Source organism: Hymenobacter persicinus, assembly GCF_004167665.1.
Classification (GTDB): domain Bacteria; phylum Bacteroidota; class Bacteroidia; order Cytophagales; family Hymenobacteraceae; genus Hymenobacter; species Hymenobacter persicinus.
The window spans coordinates 149385-170538 of sequence record NZ_SEWE01000003.1 but is presented as its reverse complement, the minus strand read 5'-3'; the positions used below and the strand labels follow the sequence as shown (position 1 = coordinate 170538).

Here is a 21154-nt window from a genome sequence, read left to right as displayed (position 1 = left end):
GGAAAACTGCTGTATTTATGGATTGCTAATGTATAGACAGCGGCTTGTTGCTGTCGGGCTTACTAAGCGGCTAAAAGCCGTTTTATGGTCTCTACAAAAGCATGCTTGAAGGAGTCATCCTTAGACAGCATCTTGTAGAGGTCTAGTTCTGTTCGACGCTGACTGTTGATTACCTCATCGAATATGCGGTCAAAGGTCATTTCTCGGGTTTGATTGTCTGGGTTGTCCTGAAATTTAGCCTTGAAGTCAGGGTGTGCCTGCATACCGCGGACGATATTCAGAAACTTGACCCGCTGGTCTTCAGGCGTGGCTTCCCAGCCTTGAAACCAACGCTCATTGAAAGCTTTGATTATCAAATCAAGCAAATCCTTCTCAGAGTCCGGATCATGGGCTCCGCGGGGGTTTGGGTTCTGCGGATCAAGTTCTGTTTCGGAATCGTCTAACCCAATGGCTGCATTAAGCTTAACTCGCTCTAAGCCATAAGTGGCTAGGTCAACCGAGTCCATCAGCGCATCCAGCGTGTCTTGGTTGGGGTCTTGAAGCTTAAGGCGAGGAATCAGGAACTTCAGGAACCAGAACAATTGCTCCCACTTGACCACGTTGAACGGCATAATGGAAGCCAGTTGTCCGTAAATCTTGACGAACTGCTTGGCCTTGATCTTGAAGTCAACTTTCTGATTCTCCTCTAAGCTGAGTTCATGGCTGAAACGGTCTTCTGCCAGCTGCAGAATAGGGCTTAGTTCGGTATCGGCATCTTTGCCCAAAAAGTACCTATCGGCAAAATCTACGACCTCATTCCACTCATAGACGCCCACGTCATCCAGGTTACTTTTCAGCTCGTGTAGAACGTTAACGTTTGTGGCCTGACTTAGAGTGGTGGCAGTATAGAAATCGTCAAATGACTTCTTGATGTCTTCAGTCGAATTCCAGAAATCAAGTACAAATAGATCCTCCGTTTTCTTACCCAGCTTGTTTGCCGACCGATTCAGACGGGAGAGGGCCTGAACGGCTAACACGCCCAACAGCTTTTTGTCCACGTACATAGCCGAGAGCTTGGGCTGGTCGAAACCCGTGAGGTATTTGTTGGCTACCACCAGCAGGCGGAACTCGTCGTGGTCGAAAAACCTGGCTATGCGGTCCGTTATATAGCCAGGGTCGGTGGGCTTGGCGGTATCCAGGCTTTCCGGGAAGTCGTTGAGCGAGTCTTCGGTGTGCTCAATGCCGTCCACTTTCTTTTTTCCGGAGAAGGCAATGGCAATCCGGAAAGGGTGGCCGCGGTGATGGAGTTGAGTGCGCAGGGCTTGATAGTACCGGATGGCCGCTTCAATGTTCTGGGTGACGACCATGCCTTTGGCTTTGCCCTTCAGCTTTTTGGTATTCACCACGCTGCTCAGAAAGTGGTCGAGCATTATCTCGGTCTTGGTAGCAATGGTTTCTGGATGACGCTCGACGAAGGCACGAAGCTTTTTCTGTGCCTTTGTAGTATCGAAGAGAGGGTTTTCCGCTATGGATTTTTGAATCTCGTAGTAGCTCTTGTAGGTAGTGTAGTTGGCCACTACATCAAGAATGAAGCCTTCCTCAATTGCTTGCTTCATCGAATACAAGTGGAACGGGCGGAATTTGCCGTCCTCGCCCTTTATACCGAATTTCTCGAGCGTGGCATTCTTGGGGGTAGCCGTAAAGGCCAAATAAGAGGCATTGCCCCGCATCTTGCGGGCTTGCATCGCGGACAAAATCAAGTCCTGAGGATCGGCGGCATCTGCATCTTCCTCACTGGCACTGCCCATTGCCTGGTTCATCTTATCGGCAGTGGAGCCACCCTGCGAGCTGTGGGCCTCATCGATGATGACGGCAAACCGCTTCTCGCTCAGGTCAGCAATACCGTCGACGATGAAGGGAAACTTCTGAATCGTGGTGATGATGATGCGCTTGCCCTGCTCCAGCGCATCCTTCAGCTCGCGGGACGAGTGCGCCGGAGCCACCACATTCTTGACCTCGGAGAAGTCTTTGATGTTTTCGCGCAGCTGCTTGTCGAGCAAGCGGCGGTCTGTGACTACTATCACCGAATCGAACAGTGGGTTGGCAACTCCCCTACCCCCGGCTACCTGCGTGTGCTGCGGGTAGGTTTCGATAAGCTGGTAAGCGGCCCAGGTAATGGAGTTGGACTTGCCCGAGCCCGCCGAATGCTGAATCAGGTAACGCTGTCCGACTCCGTGGTTGGATGCATGTTCGACCAGCTTCCTCACCACCTGCAACTGGTGGTAGCGGGGAAAATACAGGGTGCGCTTGCTGAGTTGATCGGTGTCGCGTCCGTCGAGTCGCACAAAATGCTGCAGGATGTTGGCCACGCTGTGGCGCGTCAGGACTTCCTCCCACAGATAGGTGGTGCGGTGGCCGAAGGGATGGGGTGGATTGCCTTTGCCGTGGTTGTACCCTTTATTGAATGGCAGGAAGAAGGTTTTGGCGCCGTCCAGGCGGGTCGTCATGTATACCTCATCCGTGTCCACGACGAAGTGCACCAGGCAGCGGCCAAACTGCAGCAGTGGTTGCTGCGCGTCGCGCTCGTACCGGTACTGGTTTTGCCCGTTCACCTTGGCGGTCTGACCCGTCCAGGCATTTTTGAGTTCCAGCGTGCTGAAGGGCAAGCCATTGACGAAGAGCACCAAGTCTATTTCCTCTCCCTTGTTGGCCAGACTGTAGCGCACTTGGCGCATGGCGCTGAACTCATTGGTGTTGAAGGAGTCCTTGATTTGCTGGCTGCTCGAGGCCAACGGAAGCGGGTAGAACAGGGTGAAGTGAGCATCGTCTACTTCCAAGCCCTTGCGCAGCACGCGCAGCAGCCCGTACTTCTTGATGAGCCGGTCCAGCCGTTCCAGTATTTTGAGCTTCCAGTCAGATTGCTGGCGAAGCTTGTCCAGTTCTTTGCCCTGTGTGGCCTCCAGAAAATGCCAGAAGCGCCGCTGGTCGATGGCATAGCGGGCATCGAAATCAGTTGCGAAGCCAATGTAATAGCCGTCACCCCCCCGGTATGCCTCAGTTTGCTCCTCTACCAAGGCCGGTAGAGCAGGATTGGCCAGTTCTTCCAGGCAGGTTCCGGTCAGCCGTTTCTGAATTGCGGCTTCTAATGCTTGTTCGTTAGTAAGGGTAGGCATATTATAACAGCGTTGTTAGTACGGCAAGTGAAATACCTTCTCCGGGCCTCTGAGCTAAAAGTAGGTCCTTCATAGCCTGGCCATGGGCCTTGATGGCCTCGACGTTCCAGTCACTATTCTCAGTGGTCAAATCCATCATCAGGCGCTGTTTGAGACTGTCGGACTTGACGTGGTTATAATGCTGTCTCTTGGCCCACGGCAAATGATTACGCAGGAGAGAGTTCTTGGCGGAGCTGATTAGACAGAGGTTGCCAAAGTGGTGCAAATACCGTCCATCCAGTTCCTCAGCGCCAACCGGATGCTGGGGGAAATAATGCTCAACCGAGCTGCGGAAAGTGAACTCGAAGACTTGCTTTTGGTCTCGCTTCCAGAGCAGAAAATCCAGGTAGTTGAAAACGAAATTCTCCACTCCCGTGCCCTGATGCAGCAGCTCCTCGTTCAGAGTTGGCTGCCGGTTCAATCCATAGGGCGTGAAAATCATTTCGTAATAGTCCTGCTTGGCATCCGTCAGGTAGCGGTTGAACAGGAAGCCGTTGGCCAGCCGCTGTAGGTAGTTACGGTACTGCTGGGCCGTGACCCGCTCCTGAGCAAACAGGTAGTTGAGCGCCCCGCTTAACCAGTGTTTATAAATCTGAGTGGGGTTCGACACATGGAACATGGCCAGCAGCATCAGCACCTCCCGGTTCAGGCCCGTTTCATCGTCGCCGAAGGTACCAGTATAGTACGCCGATGCCGACGAGCTCTTTTTCATTGCCTTCAGGCTCCAACCATCCCCTGTGTTGTCGTATTCGCGCTTCAGCACGAATGTGTCCAACAGATTGCGGCCGCGGAGTAGGTTGTAAGCAAAATCCCGAACGAATTTCTGCTGATCCGGAGCCTTGTTGAGTTGGGCATTAAACGCGTTCAGCAAATCCTTATCGTCCAGCCTGACTTGGCTTTGCACGTCAACAGCCTCATTTGTACGCCGCGCTTCATCGGCTACCTGTATCCGCAGGATGTGCAGCAGGAAATTAGGAAAGTTGATGACGGCCGTAAAACGCGAGGCGTCGTCGCTATCGGACTTCGCGGCGCTGTTTTGGAGCGCAGGTGTACGCTCACTAAGGATGGTGTCGAGGTCGTACTCGTCGAGGTGCGAACCAGGCACTTGGCCATTATGGAGTTTTTCAGCCACGTCAGCAAAGTCTTTAGCCCGCAGCAGGCTCCAATCCTCGCCGAAAAGCACGTTGCGCACATTGGGCTCGAACCCGTACTGTACGTAGCGCTCCATGTAGGAGCAGGCCTCCCAAATTCGGTTAAAGCAATGGCTGGCCTGATTGTCTTCTCGCAGCACATTGAGCAGCTGAGCCTTGAGCACTTCGTGTTTTTCGAGCTGCTCCCCCCGGCTGTTCATAATCTCGAAGTAGTGGTTCAAATCGGTGTCGGGGGGCACCGTCACGAACAGGATGGAAACGTTGTCGAGCAAGTAGCCAAAGAACTGGCTCACCGAAATTCCCTTTTCGGCTGGGAGATGGCGCAGACTTCGTATAGCCACTTCGTAGGCTTGCCTGATTTCGGTGTTATAGGTCTTGTCCGAAGAAAAGCGCAGGGAGCCTTCTTGGAAGAGTACGCGTAGCGTCTCCGTGGACGAGGGCCGGCTGTCGTATTGCAGGTTGAGCTGGAAGCGAGTTGTTAGCTGGTCCAGCTGCTGCTTCGACAATTTATCAGCGTATTCGCGCTTCAACGCGCACAATAGAATGTTGAGCGTGGTTAGCCTCTGCTGCCCGTCGATGGTTTCGCGCACGATGCCTTGTTCGCTCTCCCGCTCATAGGCAATGAGCGTCCCAATACGATACCGGGTATCTGGCTTATTGAGCGCGTAATCCGCAACGTCCTGAATTAGCTGGAGCACTTCCTGCTCCGTCCAAGCGTAGTTGCGCTGGTAGAGGGGGATGACGTAGTGGCCGGAGCCAAATAAGTCACGAATAGAATATTCTTCGGGAATACTAGCTGACTTCATAGTGCAATTGCTTGAATAGCTCTTTCAGACTTTCTACCCGGCTGGCAACTGCATTGACAACCGGAGGCAGTGGGGCAGCCAGCACCTCGTGCGGGGCCAGTGCTTCGCGGATGAGCTGGAACATCTGTACGCCTTGTAGGGCGTTATTATCGATGGAGGCCAAGCGCACAGACTGGAGTTCCAGACGCACCCGGTAGGCCCACACAAACAGCACCTCAATAGCGCGGCTCAGCTCGTGGTGGCCAAACCGGTCCACGTAATACAGCAACGCGCACTCGAAGAGCATGCGCACATACTGGTCGCCGGTACGGTGGTGGCCTTCGTACTGGTCGAGGGTGGTCAGAATCCGGTGGGCAGTGCTGGTTTCGGGGAGTTGGTCCCGGAGCTGTTTGAAGTGGCACAGGGCTGCTACCTGCGCCTGGTAGTGTGTCACCAGCTCGAAAAACCGCTGGCCGTCTACTACAGTCTGGTCGAGCTGGAAGGGGTAGGCCAGCTGCTGGCCGTCAATCTGCCGGTCGGGATGCTGGCGGTAGCCGGCTACGTACACGTCGGCCATGCGGTGCAGGCGTTCGTGGGGGTGGGTTTGCGGACCTTGCAGATTTACGCCTTTGAAGACGGCCACGTCGGCGCGGGTGAAGTCGCGGGCCGGGCGGCCTTTGGCCCAATTGCGAATGCGGAACAGGTAATCGTGAAACAGCCGGGCCAGGTCCTGCTGGTCGGCGTCTTGCCAGGGCTGCACGGTGGCCATGCGCACGGCCTCGGGCAGGTGCCCCATTTCGCGCAGGTGAAACGCCTTGAGCAGGTCGTGGGGGGCCAGCTCCTTGCCGCGGGCGTTCTGCGAATCGAAGAACTGGAAGGCTTCCGAGAGGTCGTCGATAACGACCAGCACCACCTCGCACCGCTCAAAAAAGAAGCGGGTGGTGGCCTCGTCGAAGGCGCCGATGCGGCGGCGAATTGCCTGGTAATTGCGGTGTAGGTTTTCCCGCGATACGGGGCCGGTGAAGCGCAGCTGGCTAAGGTCTGGTTTGAACGCCTGCGCATCACCCTCACAGCTGCGCAGTTCGTACAGCGCCCGGGCCACCAACCCCAACGTAACGGTGCGCTGCTGCCCGTCTACCAGGTTGAGCAGGCCGTCCTCGTCCTGGTGCAGCACCACGGTGCCCAAGCGGTAGGCCGATTTGCCCTTGTGTTGGAGCACGTCGTCCAGCAGCTGCCCCACGTGTTGCAGGCTCCACTTGTAGGGACGCTGATACAGGGGAATTCGCAAGTTGGGTTTGGCCAGCAACTGCCTCACCGAAATAATTTCGGCCACGGATTTACGCACCCGGCCAACCGCTGCCGCCGGTCTTTCCACTACGTCCATGTTGTTCATCTAGCACACCTTGATTTTGCCTGTCACGGCAGCGTTGATGAGAGTAGACTTGTATTCGCGGAGCTTTCCTATTTCTCTCTTCTTGCAGCTTATTGCAGCATTAATGCTATCAGATATAATGCCGATGTATGTCGTAATTTCAAACTGCTCTTGAATGGGAGGCATGGGAACAGTAGAGTCTTGAATAGTGCCTAGGTAAACACCAGGCTGAGCAGAAAAGCCAGCATTTAGCCAGAGATACTTTTGAAAACTCTCGCTTCTTATATAATTAAGAAGGAAAACAGGTAAAACACTTTTCTTCTCAACTCTAATAGTTGCTATGCTCCGCTGTGTAACAAACGGCTCATCAACAGACTCAACCACTGCTGCTTTCCCTAGAGTTGCACCTACAATTGCTAATTGAATATCATCTTCTCTAACCAAAAATTTGGAAGAAATTTCTTTGAAATGCCTTGCTGCAACCAAGCTATCATCTTCTCTAAATACAAATTTATTATCAACAATATTTCTAACACTTAGAAGTCTAAACCCCTCGTCGCTCCTTGGATAACTTCCATGAGTTCCATCATAAATAAACTCAGTTAAGTATTTCATTTTCACAGAACGCCAATGCGCCGGTATCTCCCCAATCCACTCTACCCCGCTGTCCTTCATCGGCACATCAGGGTTGAGGCCGCGCGTAACGGCCCGCTGGATGAGAATCTGCCGCCGCTCCTGCAACAGCTCAATTAGGCGCTCCTTTTGGGCAATGGCTTGGTCAATCTGGGCGGTTTTGCGGTCTAGGAAGTTGGCAATGGCTGTTTGCTCTTCAAGCGGGGGGGCTAGAAACTTCAACCTTTTGAAATCCTCATAGCTCAGATTTTGCCTCAAACCTGAACCAAGTGAATAAATCATTTTAGTTATATCCAGCGCATAAAGGAAATAGTGGTAATATCTACCTAAATAGCCCGCGTTTACTTTCATATTGATATAAGCGCTGGTTATTATGCCTTTATCCTTTGCTAAACCAACTCTTAGACTTGTCTTATCATTTTGCAAATCTGTCGGACGAATAATAATGTCGCCAGGATAAACCAACTGGTATGTTTCAAAAGATTCAGGCACTAAACCCACCAGCTTTTCTTCTGGCTTAATTACCACTTTCCCATAGCTCAAAGACAGAACGGTTTTCTCAACCATTCCTTTATTCTTTTCACAACGCTCGTTTGTAATTCTTGAACCAGGTAATAGAAGCCAATGTCCGGGAATTTCTCCTAGCCATTCTACTTCTGAGCTTTTATACACCTCGTACTTCTGAATCCCAATTTCAGTAACAGCAGATTCCATTAGACAAGCGTTAAAATATCGTGGATAAGCCCTTCGCTTTCCTGCTCCAACGCAAGAATTTCTTGAGTTACTAGCTCGATGTCGCGCAGGGGCTTGTGGCAGTAGAAATATTTATTAAAGGAAACCTCATAGCCGATTTTAGTAGTTTCCAGGTTAAGCCAGGCCTCCTCGACGTGGGGCCGCACCTCGCGCATGAAAAAGGAATATATCTCCTCTTTCAGCGGCACCGACTCGGTATCGCGCAGGTCCGATTCGCTTTCGTACTGCAGCCACTCTCCTTTGCGTCCGGTTGGGTAATAGCCAAAGTCCGGCAACTGGGCCTCGGTGCAGCCCAGGCGCTCGAGCAGTGTTTCCAGCTTGGGACCGTTCAGCTTGGCCGTTCCCTTCAACACTTTCTCCGCCGAGGCATCGTACCAGCTTACTGCATTGAGAATGGCGTTGCGGTCGGCGGCCGTTAGCTTGGAGCCCATGCCCATCAGAGCCTCGTGCACGGCGTCGGTGAACTTGTTGAAGTCGCGCCAGATATCGGTGCCTACGCGCTGCATCAGGCGGGTCGCCGTTTGCAGCAGCAGCAGCCCCCGGTTCCAGGTATCGGGGCTGCACAGGGCTTTGGCCTGCTTAGCGCTTAGGTTCAGCTCCTGCTGCTCACACCAGTGCAGCAGCTCCTTTTCGTGCTGGGCCAGCTCGGTGTACACGGCCTCGCCGTACTGGGCGTAGGCCCACTCCATCGGCTCGCGCAGGCCCTTGTCGAAGCGCAGGGTGGCAATGCGCTCCTCCGTGAACTGGGCCATCAGCCGCTTGGGCCGCTCCACGGTTACTTTGTAATAGCCAAAGTCGCGGTTGTCGAAGAGCTTGGCGGCAATGCCCTGGTCCTCGCCGGTGGTCGGGTTCACCTGCTTCTCCACGGCCTCCATCTGCTGGTGCACGCGCACGATTTCGCGGATGTCCTCGGGGGAGAACTCGCAGTTCTTGTTGCCCAGGTTTTTGCGCAGCTTGCGGTAGAGCAGGCTGGCGTCGATAAGCTGCACCTTACCGCGACGCTGGGCCGGCTTGTTGTTGCTCAGCAGCCAGATGTAGGTGGTGATGCCCGTGTTGTAGAACAGGTTGTTGGGCAGTTGGATGATGGCCTCAAGCCAGTCGTTTTCGATGAGGTAACGGCGGATGTTGCTCTCGCCCCCGCCCGCGTCGCCGGTGAAGAGCGAGGAGCCGTTGTGCACCGAGGCAATGCGCGAGCCCACAGGGCTCTGGTCCAGGGGCTTCATCTTGCTCACCATCTCCATCAGAAACAGCAGCTGGCCGTCGCTGGAGCGCGGGGTAGCATCCACCGTCTCTTCCTCGCCCCAGTAGTTGCGCAGCTTCACCACGAAGCGCGGGTCGATAACGTCCTTGCCGTCCTTAATGTATTTCAGCTCCGAAGCCCAGCTTTTGCCGTACGGGGGGTTGGAGAGCATGAAGTTGAACTGCTGCCCGGCAAACTCATTGGTAGCCAGCGTGGAGCCGACGCGGATGTTTTCAGGGTTGTTGCCCTTAATCATCATGTCGCTCTTGCAGATGGCGTAGGTCTCGTCGTTGATTTCCTTGCCAAACAAGTACACGTCGGAAGAGGCCTTGATGATGCCGTCCTCGTCTTTGACGAAGTTCTGCGATTCCGTGAGCATGCCCCCCGAGCCGCAAGCCGGGTCGTATATGGTGATGACTGACGGCAGCGTATCCTTGATGGGCTCAAACACCAAGTGCGTCATCAGGTCGATGACTTCGCGGGGGGTAAAATGTTCCCCGGCTTCCTCGTTATTGTCCTCATTGAAACGGCGAATCAGCTCCTCGAACACGTAGCCCATGCCCAGGTTGCTCAGGGCAGGCAGCTTGCGGCCGTCAGGGTCGCTTGCCTCGAAGGGCGTGAGGTTGATGTAGGGCGAGGTGAACTTCTCCAGCACGTCCAGCAACACGTCCTTGTTGGCCATATGGCGCACCTGGGCCTTGAGCTTGAACTTCTCGATAATCTCCTTGACGTTGCTGCTGAAGCCGTTCAGGTATTCCTCGAAGTTGGCCACCAGGATTTGCTGGTTGTTGGTGGCCGTGTTTTTCAGGCGTTGCAGCGTCCAGGGGCTGGTGTTGTAGAACACGTACCCAGAGGCCTGGCGCAGGCCAGCCTCATCCCACTCGGTTAGGCCGGCGTCATCCCGCTGGAAAGCCAGCTCTTCCATGACGGCGTCTTTGGTCGGTTCCAGCAGCGCATCGAGGCGGCGCAGCACCACCATGGGCAGGATTACATCACGGTACTTGCCGCGGACATAGACGTCGCGCAGGCAGTCGTCTGCTATAGACCAGATAAAGGAAACAAGCTTGTTATGGACGGCAGTATTCATCTAAAGCAAAGAGGAGAAGGAAATCAAAGGAAGTATGAGAGTATATCCTTGCAAGATAAGTTGGGCTATCTAAAAGACTGCAACTAATGTAGAGTTTGTGGACATTAAAGTCTGTAGCTGAGAAGATGTACTCAGAACAGATAAACCTGGGGCATTTCCCCTCGCCTATGTGGCTAGTTGTACATGTAGGAGGCAGCCAGCTCCATTCGGAGAATATTGGGTAACAAAAAAGACACTACAGCTTGTAGTGTCTTTTCTAGTTGGTGTAGAGAGGGTTTTCAGGGAAACGTTTCAGAGACGTAACCAACCGTTAACTACGCGTTACAATACCCGTTTCTGTAACGATACTAACCCTTATTCCAGCAGTCGTTCCCGCAGCTGCTTGCGCCATTTCTTCGTCAGATCGTACCGCGCTTTCTGACCAGTGAAGAAGTTGCTTTGGGCTTCCTGCTGAGTTTCGCGGAGTTCTTGCGCCACGTCCCACAGATCATTCAGGCGCTGACGAACAACGTTCTCCGGTTGGGCCAAACGCGGGTGCTGCTTATAGTCTTCCCGCGCATCAAGGACCACATCCAAGAGTTGCTGCAATTGCTTCACATGGAGGCGCTGGCCTTCGTATTCCAAAAATGGCTCGATGGCCTGCACATAATGCTCGTGCACCTCACGGCACAAGGCTTCTTCATGACGACGTTTTTGGTCGGCTTCCTGCGCTGCCTGTTCCGCCCGGTAGCGGGTCAGATAATCGTTTCCTGGATGGAAAGTCGAACTGACCGGCTGATAAGATACCACGGACAATGGCGGAGCGACGGGCGGGGCCGGCTCCTGCCACGGCAGCAGGCCGGTGACCGGGGCCGCTTTGGCGGAAGAGACGTCTTCAAAGTCCACGTCGATGGATTCTACCTGGCGCTGACGATGGGCGCGCACCCGGCAGGCTGCGCTGCAAAAGGTTTTGTCGGTACGGCCTGCAATCGGCTCACCGCAGACGCTGCATTCTTTTTCGGAGATGTTCATAGGGAAGAAAATCGGATTGAGATGGAATTGCCGGGAGCTATCGTCCTGACGAGAGTTGTGCGGCATTCTTCCCGTGTCAGCCGTGACACGCCCACAATAAGCTTCTAGTGGCCTTATGCCGGCTACTGGTGTCACGTGACGGTCAGACCACGCTACCCGACTAAAAGGCTGCTGGGAGGCACAGGAGCCGCCGTCACGGCTGGCACGGGAAGAAAGAGTAAAAAGGGTGGAATTAAGAAGTCGGACGGGAGGGCTTGTCCGTCCACTCGGCTTGCAGCCGCTCCTGCACCAGATAGCCCCCTACCCGGTGGTCGCTGCCAATACGCCGCTGCACCCGCGGCATTCCCAGGCGGGTCAGGGCCTCCCCCACCGCTTTGTCGCGCAGATTACGCGTGGTCAGGCTAGCCTGCAGGCGCTCCTTGATTTCGGCCAGGGTCAAAAAAACCTCGCCCGGCTCGAAACGCGCCGCCACCAGATCGTATTCCGGTGTATCGTGCTGGAACTTCCGGTTGCGTTCGTGCACCGTCAGCAGCTCTTCATCAGCAAACCAATACTGGAATCCGTTCTTCCAAAGCTGATAGGATTCGCGCCATACCGCGTCGATATCCACCAAGCGGGCCGCCTGAATGTCGATGGCTTCTACCTCGAACGGAAGAAACCGCCGCGAACCGGTCGGATCGGTGAGAAAATCGGCCCCGTTGACGCTACCCATAAAGGACGCCCGCCGTGGCAACTCGGCAATGATGCGCCCATAGGGCCGGCGGATCTTCACCGAAGGCTGGGTGATGAGCGTCTTGAGCGAGTTCTCGTCCTGCTTGTTGAGTGTGCGGAGCTGGTCATCAACATTGATAAAGAGATACTCCGCCAGCAGCAGCTGCGTATCCTTGCTTTCGACGTGCACCTTGCCCGTGAACAGGTACTGTTTCGCCAAGCTGGGTGGGCAGAGCAGTTCCAGCCACGTGGTTTTATACTGGCCCTGCCCACCAGTCAGCACCAGGCACGTATGGTTCTGACAGGCCTCTTCGGTCAATGCGTTGGCCACCACGGCCACCAGCCATTTGGTCAGATACAGCGCGAAAGTAACCGGATCGACCACCGTGACCGTGGCAGCCAGCCGCGTAATATAGCCCGTCACCAGCGGTGTCAGGCCCAGCCCGGTGAAATATTCCTGGATGGGATTGACGCGGGGCGTGAAGTCGGAGGCCAGCAACCGATACAGAGCATCGGTACCCAGGGGGCATTGCTGATGAGCCAGCTCCCGATGGAGGCTGTTCAGCTTATAATCATCCAGCGGTTGGTAGAGAACAGCGTTGCCCGCCGGGCGCCATTCCACTACCTCCTTCACTTCGTTATAGCGGAAGTCGTAGTGCTTGCGCAAGTAGACCTCGGTGGTGTGCAGCTTGGGATTACCCCCCGCCGGCTTTGCCGGCGAATCTGCTTGGGGAAGATTGACCTGTTTCACGCCGCCAGGTCTTCCAAGGGTACTTGGTAGTACAGCATGCCGAAATTCGGCCGCTTCTTCTCTGTCGCACCTTCTTTGAGAATGTATACAAGCACGCCATCAAGCTGCGGATCACCTTTCAGCGTCTGGGCTATGTCTTGCTCAAGCAGCCACCAAAACATCGGGCGCTGCTGGGAGGCCTCCACGGCGCTGTCCGGCAGCATCTCCTGCAATTCGGTCACCAAGCTGAAGATGACCTTTACTGCCCTGCGCAGATACACCTGCCGCTCTTTTGCGCGAGGCGATATCGAGCAGCCCGGTTTCATCGCGGTCCAGATTTCTACCTCCTGGCTGAGCCGGAAGATGAAAATCAACAATTCGGTGAACTTAGCCAGCATTGACCGTCCCTCCCTTCTGCTTAGCCGCATCCAGATAGGCGGCCAGTTCGCTACGCTTGTAGAGCACCCGTTTATCCGACGAGTTGTAGGCTGTGATGCGGCCCTCGCGGCGCAGCTTGTTCAGCGTCGGCTTGGAGAGGTGCATGAAGTCCAGCGCCTGCTGGGTGGTCATGTATTCTACTCCGCCTTGCTTGCCGCCAGCCTTAATAGCTTGCACGAAGGGGGAGAGCTTTTCATCCAAGAGGCTGTTGAACAGATCTTGGAATTGGGGCAGCGACAATACGATCAGTGTCGCTTCCTGCAGTGGTGGGGGATATTTCATTTGCCTTTCTTATTGGGTTAAGTGAAGACAAATATTTGCTCGGTGGGAAATGCGCGGGAGGTACGCCGTTCCCACAAAAGTTCAGGTTTTGCTATTTTTTACTAGCGTGCGCCAAACTATAGGCACCCGTATCGAGGAGCGGGCGGATACGATGAATAAACCTCAAGGCTTGTTCGAAATTCTCTTCAGTATAGATGAAGTCTTTCAACCTTTCACGTGAAGCTTCCGTGATATTCGAATCCAGACTACGTTTGATAGCGGACTTGTCACCTCCAATTTGGTCATAGATAAAGTCAACTTGTTCGAGGGTATCTGTCTGATTTAAGAGTTTGATTTCTTCGTATACAAACAACAACTTAAAGGCTAAGATTTTTTGCCTGATCGTGATGTGTCTTCCTTTTCCTTCTTTTTGGCTTCGGCTAAATATTGAGTGGATAGTTGTTTGCTATAAGATTCCAGCCAAGTAAGCGTTTCATACAGTACCTGCACGGTTTCTGCACTATCAGTTGAGCGTACTTTCGTAATGCTGTTCAACAATACCCGTCGCATGTACCCTTGGAAATCGGCTCTGGCACGGGTGGTATCTAGTTGACCAAGATGGAAAGTAATTAGTGTCTTATTGTACTCTGAGCAAGGTTTCAGCACAATTCCTGAACTGAAAGGTTCAGCCCCACCGGTTCGCAGCCGTTGGATAAAAAAGGCATCCCAAGTTTCCAAGGAAGCTGGAATAGGCTGCCCAGCCAAACCCACCTCGAAAATGCGAGGAAAAGCCAGTGGGTTCTTCAGACTCCCTACATCAATTGGCTTCAGGGGCCAAGTAAAAGACTCCCCCTTTTCACTTGCATCAGCAAAGGCTGTTAGCACGGATTGAGAGTATACAAACTTCTTTACCGCGGTTTCTAGGGTAAAAGCTGGGCGCTTTACCTTGTTGCTGGGCATATATTTAGGATAGTTTACTAAAATTGCCTCTTCCGGCAGTAAAAGTATCGTTTTACACAGTCAACTGCGGTCCCACATGCGGCCCCAGTAACAAAAAAACCTCGATTGCGGCTTGCAATCGAGGTTTTTGGTGATCCCGCTGGGATTCGAACCCAGGACCCGTACATTAAAAGTGTACTGCTCTACCAGCTGAGCTACAGAATCATTTCCCGCTCCGCGAAAGAATCGTTTTCGCTTTGTGGGGGTGCAAAAGTGCTATACTTGGCGGTTCTATCCAAATTTTTCCGCGCTTATATGTTGACGCTTTCCGGCAGTACGCACTTATCTCATTTATTTCCATCTAGATACCTTCCGAAAAAACTTCTCAACAAATGTCAGTAAGCCAGGCACGGGAGCTAGCGGAATAAGTAGGAGCTTTGCACCGCACTTTCCGCGGTCCGCCATGTACAAAGCCCTGCTTAAACCACTGCTTTTTCAACTGGACGCCGAGCAGGCCCACCACTTCGTCTTCGACAACCTCAAGCGCAGCTGCCGCCTGCCGGGCATGGCTGCCCTACTGCGGCAGCTCTACAGCTTTGAGCATCCACAGCTGGAGCGGGAAGTATTCGGACTAAAGTTTCGCAACCCGGTGGGGCTGGCCGCGGGCTTCGATAAGAATGCCGACCTGACCGATGAGCTGGCGGCGCTCGGCTTCGGCTTCGTTGAAATCGGGACGGTGACCCCGCGGGCCCAGCCGGGCAACCCCTCCCCGCGCCTGTTCCGCCTGCCCCAGGATGAGGCGCTCATCAACCGCATGGGCTTCAACAACGACGGTGCCGCCGCAGTAGCTCAGCGCCTGCGGCAGCGCCGTGCCCCATTGATTATCGGCGGCAACATCGGCAAGAATAAAGACACGCCCAACGACGCAGCGGCGGCCGACTACGTAGCCAGCTTCGAAGCGCTGTTTGACACGGTGGATTACTTCGTGGTCAACGTCAGCTCGCCCAATACGCCCAACCTGCGCGCCCTGCAGGAAAAAGAGCCCCTGATTCACTTGCTCCAGCAGGTGCAGGAGCACAACCTGGCCAAGCCCCGGCCCAAGCCCCTACTGCTCAAGATTGCGCCCGACCTGACCGACGGGCAGCTCGACGACATTCTGCTCATTGCCCGCGAAACCCAGCTCAGCGGCCTGGTAGCAACGAATACTACCATCGGTCGGGCCGACCTGCGCACGCCGGCAGCCACCGTGGCGGGTCTGGGCGCGGGCGGGCTCAGCGGCCGGCCGCTGCGCCAGCGGGCCACCGAGGTTATCCGCTACCTGCACCAGCGCACCGATGGCGGCCTGCCTATTATCGGGGTGGGTGGCATTGCGTCGGCGGCCGACGCGCTGGAAAAGCTGGCCGCCGGTGCCGCGCTGGTGCAGCTCTACACCGGCTTTATCTACGAAGGACCGGCACTGGTCAAGCGCATCAACCAGGCGCTGATACGGCCCTAGCGCCCCGCAGGCGGCGCCAGCTCGGGCTGAATGCGCACTTCCACCACGTCGGCGGGACGGTGGCCCTGGGCAAACTTGGCCTTGTAGCGCCGCTGTACCCAGATCAGGGCGGGCACCATGAGCAGGGTGGGCCACAGAAAGTTGAGCGGGAAGGGAATAAACGTGAGGCTGGTGGCCGAAAACGCCGATACCGCCGCAATGTAAGAGCCCACGAAGCCCGAAATATGGTTGTGCAGCCACTGCCCGGCGGGCCAGGGCGCAATGCGCCGAAAGCTGCGCAGCTGCCGCAGGGTAGTCATCAGCCCGATGCCGCCGAACACCACCGGCACCGGGTTTTGCCGCAGGTGCAGCAGCCCATATACCACGGTTCCGGCAAACACCACCGTGCCCAGGCCCACTCCCAGCCAGTCGGCCAGGGCGGGGCGGGCCTCCCCGCGGCCTAGGTGCTTGTGGTAGAGGGAACGGTAGCCAAACCACGCCAGATACAGGCTGAAAATGCCCGTAAGCAGCAAAAACGTGAGTCCATGGTAGACGGCCGACACGATGGCCGTGCTGCCGGCCACGACCATGGCCCAGAAGAAAATCCGGCCCCAGAGCCGGTGGGCTTCCCCGCCCTTGCGCACGTACAGCGCGGCGGGGGCCACGAAAAACCCAATGAAGCCGGCCGTAATGTGAATCCAGCGGTTGGCGAGCAGAAACGTTTCCATGGGGAGAGCAGCTAGATAGGGTCGTGAAGTAAGCACTTGGCCCGGCTCAGTGTCAACGAAACCTGCCCAACCGTCGCATTTGGCCGCTGAGCCGCCGGATTCCGTTCCTCAGCCCAACGCCCGCCTACAGCGTAGTGCCGATTTTAAGCTCTACTACGTCGGCGGCCCCGCGGTGCACTTTCAGGTCGAGGGCGCCCCAGAATCGGTCGGTGACGTGGTATTTCAGGCCCAGCCGCTCGTAGTAGAACTTGTTGGACTTGTAGGGATTGTAGACGTAGAAGCCCAAGTGCGACACGAAGGCCAGCCGGCCAAACAGCAGCTCGTGCCCCACAAATACGCCGGCCTTCTTCACGTCGGGGCGGTACTCGCCCGAGCGGGTGGTGTCCTGGAGCTGAGCCACCAGACTTCGGTCGTAAAAGCCTTCCAGGCCCAGCACGAGGTTGCTTTTGCGGTTCACGCGCCGCCCGCCCATTATCGACACCGAGTTAACGGCGTACTTACGACGGTCCGACTCATTGCGCTGCTTCCAACCGATACTGGTGCTCAGATCCAGAAAGTTGCGACCCAGGCCCACGCCCTCATTGGTGGCCGGGCTCGGCGAAAATGGCTGAAATGGGCGCTGCTGGTGATAGTTGAAGCCCACGAGCAGCGTAGGCAGGTTGATACCGAAATTGGGCTTGGTGGTGGCCCCATTGGAATAGTGGTTGAGCCCCAGGCCCAGCAACAAAGCCCAGTGCTCGGTCACGGCCACGTCGTATTCCACCCGGGTTTGCAGCATGGCATTCAGGCGGGAGCTGACAATGGTGTTCTTGTGGTTGGTTTCGAGGTCGAAGCGCACCGGGAAGTAGCCGATACCGGTGCCGATGCGGAAGTTAAGCTCGTGGCGGGCCGTGCGCAAAAAGCTCTTGTTGATATAGATGCTCGAGGCGTAGGAACGACCCAGCACTGGGTTGTGATAGTCGTAATAGACGAAGTTGACCCCGATTTTGGGATACTTATACCAGGCGTGCCAGGGCTCCGAGCCGTTGGTCTGCCGCTGCACGTTCAGCTCCACGCCCGTCGGGTGCGACACGGCCAAGTGCTTCACGGCCGGGGTGTGGGCAATGATAAAGCTGCCCTGGGCGTAGGCCCCGACAATCAGCGGCCCGGGCGCGGCGTGCTGCCCCAGCACCGGCAGGCTGAGCAGGCCGGCCAGAGCCGCCAGCGGAATACGAAAAGCACGAACGGCAACGAAGAGCATAAGGCGAAAATGCAGCGTCCCAAAAATAGTAAAACCCCCACTACCCGGCGGCGGAAACTTTCCTGTTTTCAACCTCTCGTAACCACTTACTACTGTTGGGCTTGCCTGGAAACCATCAGATTATCATCTAATTAATTCCGGACAAAATTGCTGCTCAACCGCAACCCTGACCGGCCACTTCTCAGTATTAGGCCCATAAACCAGCTTGAGTGTTGTTTCGACCGGAAGTAAAGCTGCCAAACCCACCCCCCCATTTCACTCTTGAATTTACTAGCCATGAAAAAGCTCGTTGTACTCACCTGTGCCCTAGCTACTGCTGGCATCGGCACCGCTAACGCCCAATTTGGCAATGGCACCCGCATCGGCGTGCGCGCTGGCGGTACGTATTCCACCATCGGCGGCAAGGACGCCAAAAACGTGGGCGGCCCCAACAGCGGCGCCGACATCAACTATATTCCCGGCTTCACGGCCGGTCTGTCGTTCCAGCTGCCCCTGAGCTCCGATGGCTTCTGGTCGCTGGCCCCCGAAATCCTCGTGGACCGCAAAGGCTTCAAGCGCTCCTTCACCGTGACGGACCGCGCTACGCTGACCGCCAACGGCCAGGACGCCACCGTGGATAAGTATCAGGTGGAAGGCAAGCGCATTCTGACCTACATCGACCTGCCGATTCCGGTACGGGCCAGCACGGGCGCTACGGGCCTGTACTTCGAGCTCGGTCCGCAGGTGGGCTACATGGCCCGCTCCAGCCAGGACCTGACCGTGACCACCAAGTACAACACGGCCAACGCTTCGAAGGACAAGTCGGTGACCAACACCACCGATGCCAAGGAAGACCTGTCCAGCTTCGACATCGGCGGCCTGGCCGGCCTGGGCTTCCAGACCGAAGGCGGCCTGAGCATCGGCCTGCGCTACACCCAGGGCCTGAAGTCGCTGTTCGACACCAAGGACGTCAGCGCCAAGAACGAGCCTAAGGCATTCAACCGCAGCTTTGCGCTGCAGCTGGGCTACTTGCTGCCCCTGGGCAAATAAGTTCCCCCAACTCCTTGAAAATGTGACAACCACCCCGGTTGTCACATTTTTTTTGTCCCTACCCCACCTGATTGGCCTGAAAATGGCGTTTAAACCTTACTGCCGGCCGCTCGGTACCGCGGCCGGCACCGTGCATTTCTCACCAACTGATTTTCGCACCATGAAAAAGACCTCCTTCCTGCTGGCCTCCTTGCTGGCCGCCGGCGCCCTGTTTTCAACCACGGCTCAGGCCCAGGTTCGCCTCGGTCTGCGGGCCGGCGCCAACTACTCCAACCTCGCCGGCAACCTCGAAAACGAGAACACCTACAACAACAAGTTTGGCTTTTTGGGCGGGGTAATGCTCAACGCCGATATCACCGGCGACGGTTTCTTCTCGGTACAGCCCGAAGTGCTGTTTTCGCAGAAGGGCTTCCAAAACAAGACCACCGAGTACAAGAACATCTTCGGTACGACTCAGTCGCGGGAGGGCAAGGTTAACTACAACTACCTCGACGTGCCGGTGCTGCTGAAAATCAACGCCAGCGGCTTCGTGTTTGAGGCCGGGCCGCAGTACTCCTACCTGCTCAACGTGAAGGACGAAACCACCGTGACGACCACCTCGGGCCTGACCGGCAACACGCGCACCTCGACCAGTCACAGTGAAAAGGACTTGAGCCAGCTCAACCGCAACGAGCTGGGCTACGTGGCCGGCGTGGGCTACCAAGCTGAAAACGGCGTGAGCCTGAACCTGCGCTACACCGGCGCCTTCAGCGACTTTGTGAAGAGCGACAACGGCACGTACTTCGACGGCGACCTGAAAAATGCCCGCAACGCGGCCGTGCAGCTGTCGCTGGGCTTCCTGATTCCTAACTAGCCCGCGGCCGCCGCTTTGTTCGGAAAGCCGCCGGAGCCGTAGGATTCCGGCGGCCTTTCAGTAGTTCACTTAAAACGGCTGTGTATGAAAAAGATCAGCATTCTTGCCGCCCTGCTGGGCGCGCTTTCCCTCACTGCCCAGGCTCAGATCAAGCTGGGCGTGAAGGCCGGCGGTAGCCTGACCAACTTCGCGGGCAAGCCTAACGGCAGCGGTTACCTGGTCGGGGCGCACGGGGGCCTGGTGTCCAATCTGCTGCTCAATGACTTCCTGTCCCTGCAGGGTGAAGCGCTGGTATCGATGAAGGGCGACGAATTCAAAAACGTGACCAACGCGCCCAAAACCCGCCTGCTCTACGCCGACGTGCCCCTGCTGCTGAAAGTGTACGCCGACGGGCTGTTCTTCGAGGGCGGACCGCAGGTAGGCTTCCTGCTCTCGGCCAAGCAGGGCAACGAAGGCAGCTCCACCGACCTCAACAAGCAGTTCCGCGCCGTCGACTTCGGCTATGTGGCCGGCCTGGGCTACCAGTGGACCAGCGGCCCCAACCTCGGGCTGCGCTACAACGGCAGTATCCTGACGGCCAACGACCCAGCCTACGCCGGCCCGTCCACGGGTCGCAACCAGGCCTTTCAGCTCTACGCCGGCTACATTTTCGGCGGCTGGTAGCAGCAAGTAAGCCACCGCAAAAAAGCCCGATTCCTGCGCAGGAACCGGGCTTTTTTACGTTACTTCGGCTACTCTTATCCTATTACTCTTACTCCTATTATGAAGAAGATTTACCTGACGCTGGCGGCATGTGTGTGCGCCACCGGGCTGGCGCAAGCCCAAAACACGGTTCAGGTCGGGGTTCGGGCCGGCGCCAACTGGGCTAACAACGATGCCACCCGCAAACAGTATTACACCAGGGAGGAAAGTGCTCCTCACCCGCAGCTAGGGTTTATGGGCGGTATTTTCGCGACGTATCAGCTTACTTCCTGGCTATCGGTGCAGCCCGAATTGCTGTACTCGCGCCAAGGCACCGCATTTTCCGGCTTTTACGGCGGCGGTGGCGGAGGGTCTAGCATTTTTTATGCACTTGACAAACACCGCATCAAGCTGGATTATCTGGAGCTGCCCGTGCTGGTGCAAGCAGGTGGCAAGCGGCTGTTTGGAGAGTTGGGAATGCAGGCTGGGTTCCTGGTGGGAACCCGCGACGAGGTAACCACCTATAGGGGCAGTAGCCCCTATAGCTACACGGAGTACAGTCCCGAAAGCTTCGAGCGGTGGCAGTGCAATGCTGTAGCGGGCCTGGGGGTAAAGCTGCCCCACAGTCTGGCCTTGACGGTGCGCTACAGTTACGGCCTGCGGCACGTCCTCAAACAGCTCACGGAGGAGCAATACAACTCCTACATCCCGGCGCGTAGGTATACCGACAAGGAAATGGGCCACAACCAAGTCATTCAGGCCAGCGTGAGCTATATTCTACCATTTGGCAACGAGTAGCTCACGCGCAAAAAAGCCCGGTTCCTGCGCAGGAACCGGGCTTTTTTGT

17 protein-coding genes and 1 tRNA gene are annotated in these 21154 nt (G+C 55.9%); 5 read left to right on the top strand and 13 right to left on the bottom strand.

Annotated features, from left to right (window positions below; genetic code table 11):
* Positions 1–62 precede the first annotated feature (62 nt).
* From EWM57_RS02450 to EWM57_RS02400, 11 genes are all read right to left on the bottom strand, one after another.
* Positions 63–3152: a type I restriction endonuclease subunit R gene (locus EWM57_RS02450; RefSeq protein ID WP_129919534.1), complete on the bottom strand. Its 3090-nt coding sequence runs from the start codon at positions 3150–3152 to the stop codon at positions 63–65.
* 1 nt (position 3153) lies between these two features.
* Positions 3154–5148, bottom strand: a complete 1995-nt coding sequence (locus EWM57_RS02445; protein WP_129919533.1) for a DUF262 domain-containing protein — start codon at positions 5146–5148, stop codon at positions 3154–3156.
* Positions 5135–6520, bottom strand: coding sequence for a DUF262 domain-containing protein (locus tag EWM57_RS02440; RefSeq protein WP_129919532.1), 1386 nt, complete (start codon positions 6518–6520; stop codon positions 5135–5137). Before EWM57_RS02440 ends, EWM57_RS02445 begins: the two co-directional genes overlap by 14 nt.
* Positions 6521–7846 carry a restriction endonuclease subunit S gene (locus EWM57_RS02435; protein ID WP_129919531.1) on the bottom strand — a complete coding sequence of 442 codons (1326 nt, stop codon included), beginning with the start codon at positions 7844–7846 and terminating at the stop codon, positions 6521–6523.
* Complete coding sequence (locus tag EWM57_RS02430; protein WP_129919530.1) at positions 7846–10212, bottom strand: type I restriction-modification system subunit M; 2367 nt, start codon at positions 10210–10212, stop codon at positions 7846–7848. Before EWM57_RS02430 ends, EWM57_RS02435 begins: the two co-directional genes overlap by 1 nt.
* Positions 10213–10566: 354 nt before the next feature.
* Positions 10567–11223 carry a hypothetical protein gene (locus EWM57_RS02425; protein ID WP_129919529.1) on the bottom strand — a complete coding sequence of 219 codons (657 nt, stop codon included), beginning with the start codon at positions 11221–11223 and terminating at the stop codon, positions 10567–10569.
* A gap of 232 nt (positions 11224–11455) precedes the next feature.
* Positions 11456–12685 carry a VapE domain-containing protein gene (locus EWM57_RS02420; RefSeq protein ID WP_207218259.1) on the bottom strand — a complete coding sequence of 410 codons (1230 nt, stop codon included), beginning with the start codon at positions 12683–12685 and terminating at the stop codon, positions 11456–11458.
* The gene (locus EWM57_RS02415) at positions 12682–13062 is read right to left on the bottom strand and encodes a hypothetical protein (protein ID WP_129919528.1); all 381 of its coding nucleotides are present in this window, start codon (positions 13060–13062) and stop codon (positions 12682–12684) included. The genes EWM57_RS02420 and EWM57_RS02415 overlap by 4 nt, the downstream gene beginning before the upstream one ends.
* Positions 13052–13384, bottom strand: a complete 333-nt coding sequence (locus tag EWM57_RS02410) for a helix-turn-helix domain-containing protein (protein ID WP_129919527.1) — start codon at positions 13382–13384, stop codon at positions 13052–13054. The genes EWM57_RS02415 and EWM57_RS02410 overlap by 11 nt, the downstream gene beginning before the upstream one ends.
* A gap of 363 nt (positions 13385–13747) precedes the next feature.
* Positions 13748–14323, bottom strand: a complete 576-nt coding sequence (locus EWM57_RS02405; RefSeq protein WP_129919526.1) for a hypothetical protein — start codon at positions 14321–14323, stop codon at positions 13748–13750.
* A 128-nt stretch (positions 14324–14451) separates the two neighbouring features.
* Positions 14452–14527 (bottom strand) — tRNA-Lys (locus EWM57_RS02400).
* 238 nt (positions 14528–14765) lie between these two features.
* Between EWM57_RS02400 and EWM57_RS02395 the strand changes: the two genes are divergently transcribed.
* On the top strand, positions 14766–15797 hold the full coding sequence (locus EWM57_RS02395; RefSeq protein ID WP_129919525.1) for a quinone-dependent dihydroorotate dehydrogenase: 1032 nt from the start codon (positions 14766–14768) through the stop codon (positions 15795–15797).
* Here EWM57_RS02395 and EWM57_RS02390 read toward each other — a convergent pair.
* Together EWM57_RS02390 and EWM57_RS02385 are read right to left on the bottom strand one after the other, a co-directional pair.
* Positions 15794–16504 (bottom strand): DUF2306 domain-containing protein, encoded by a 711-nt coding sequence (locus tag EWM57_RS02390; RefSeq protein WP_129919524.1) that lies wholly within the window; start codon positions 16502–16504, stop codon positions 15794–15796. The genes EWM57_RS02395 and EWM57_RS02390 overlap by 4 nt on opposite strands.
* 124 nt (positions 16505–16628) lie before the next feature.
* On the bottom strand, positions 16629–17744 hold the full coding sequence (locus EWM57_RS02385) for an acyloxyacyl hydrolase (RefSeq protein WP_129919523.1): 1116 nt from the start codon (positions 17742–17744) through the stop codon (positions 16629–16631).
* A gap of 276 nt (positions 17745–18020) precedes the next feature.
* Here EWM57_RS02385 and EWM57_RS02380 point away from each other — a divergent pair, with 276 nt between their 5' ends.
* The 4 genes from EWM57_RS02380 (at position 18021) to EWM57_RS02365 (ending at position 21105) form a co-directional block, all read left to right on the top strand.
* Positions 18021–18773: a porin family protein gene (locus EWM57_RS02380; RefSeq protein ID WP_129919522.1), complete on the top strand. Its 753-nt coding sequence runs from the start codon at positions 18021–18023 to the stop codon at positions 18771–18773.
* A 160-nt stretch (positions 18774–18933) separates the two neighbouring features.
* Positions 18934–19626: a porin family protein gene (locus EWM57_RS02375; protein WP_129919521.1), complete on the top strand. Its 693-nt coding sequence runs from the start codon at positions 18934–18936 to the stop codon at positions 19624–19626.
* Positions 19627–19710: 84 nt separating this feature from the next.
* Complete coding sequence (locus EWM57_RS02370; protein ID WP_129919520.1) at positions 19711–20289, top strand: porin family protein; 579 nt, start codon at positions 19711–19713, stop codon at positions 20287–20289.
* Positions 20290–20388: 99 nt separating this feature from the next.
* The gene (locus tag EWM57_RS02365) at positions 20389–21105 is read left to right on the top strand and encodes a porin family protein (RefSeq protein ID WP_129919519.1); all 717 of its coding nucleotides are present in this window, start codon (positions 20389–20391) and stop codon (positions 21103–21105) included.
* Positions 21106–21154 lie beyond the last annotated feature (49 nt).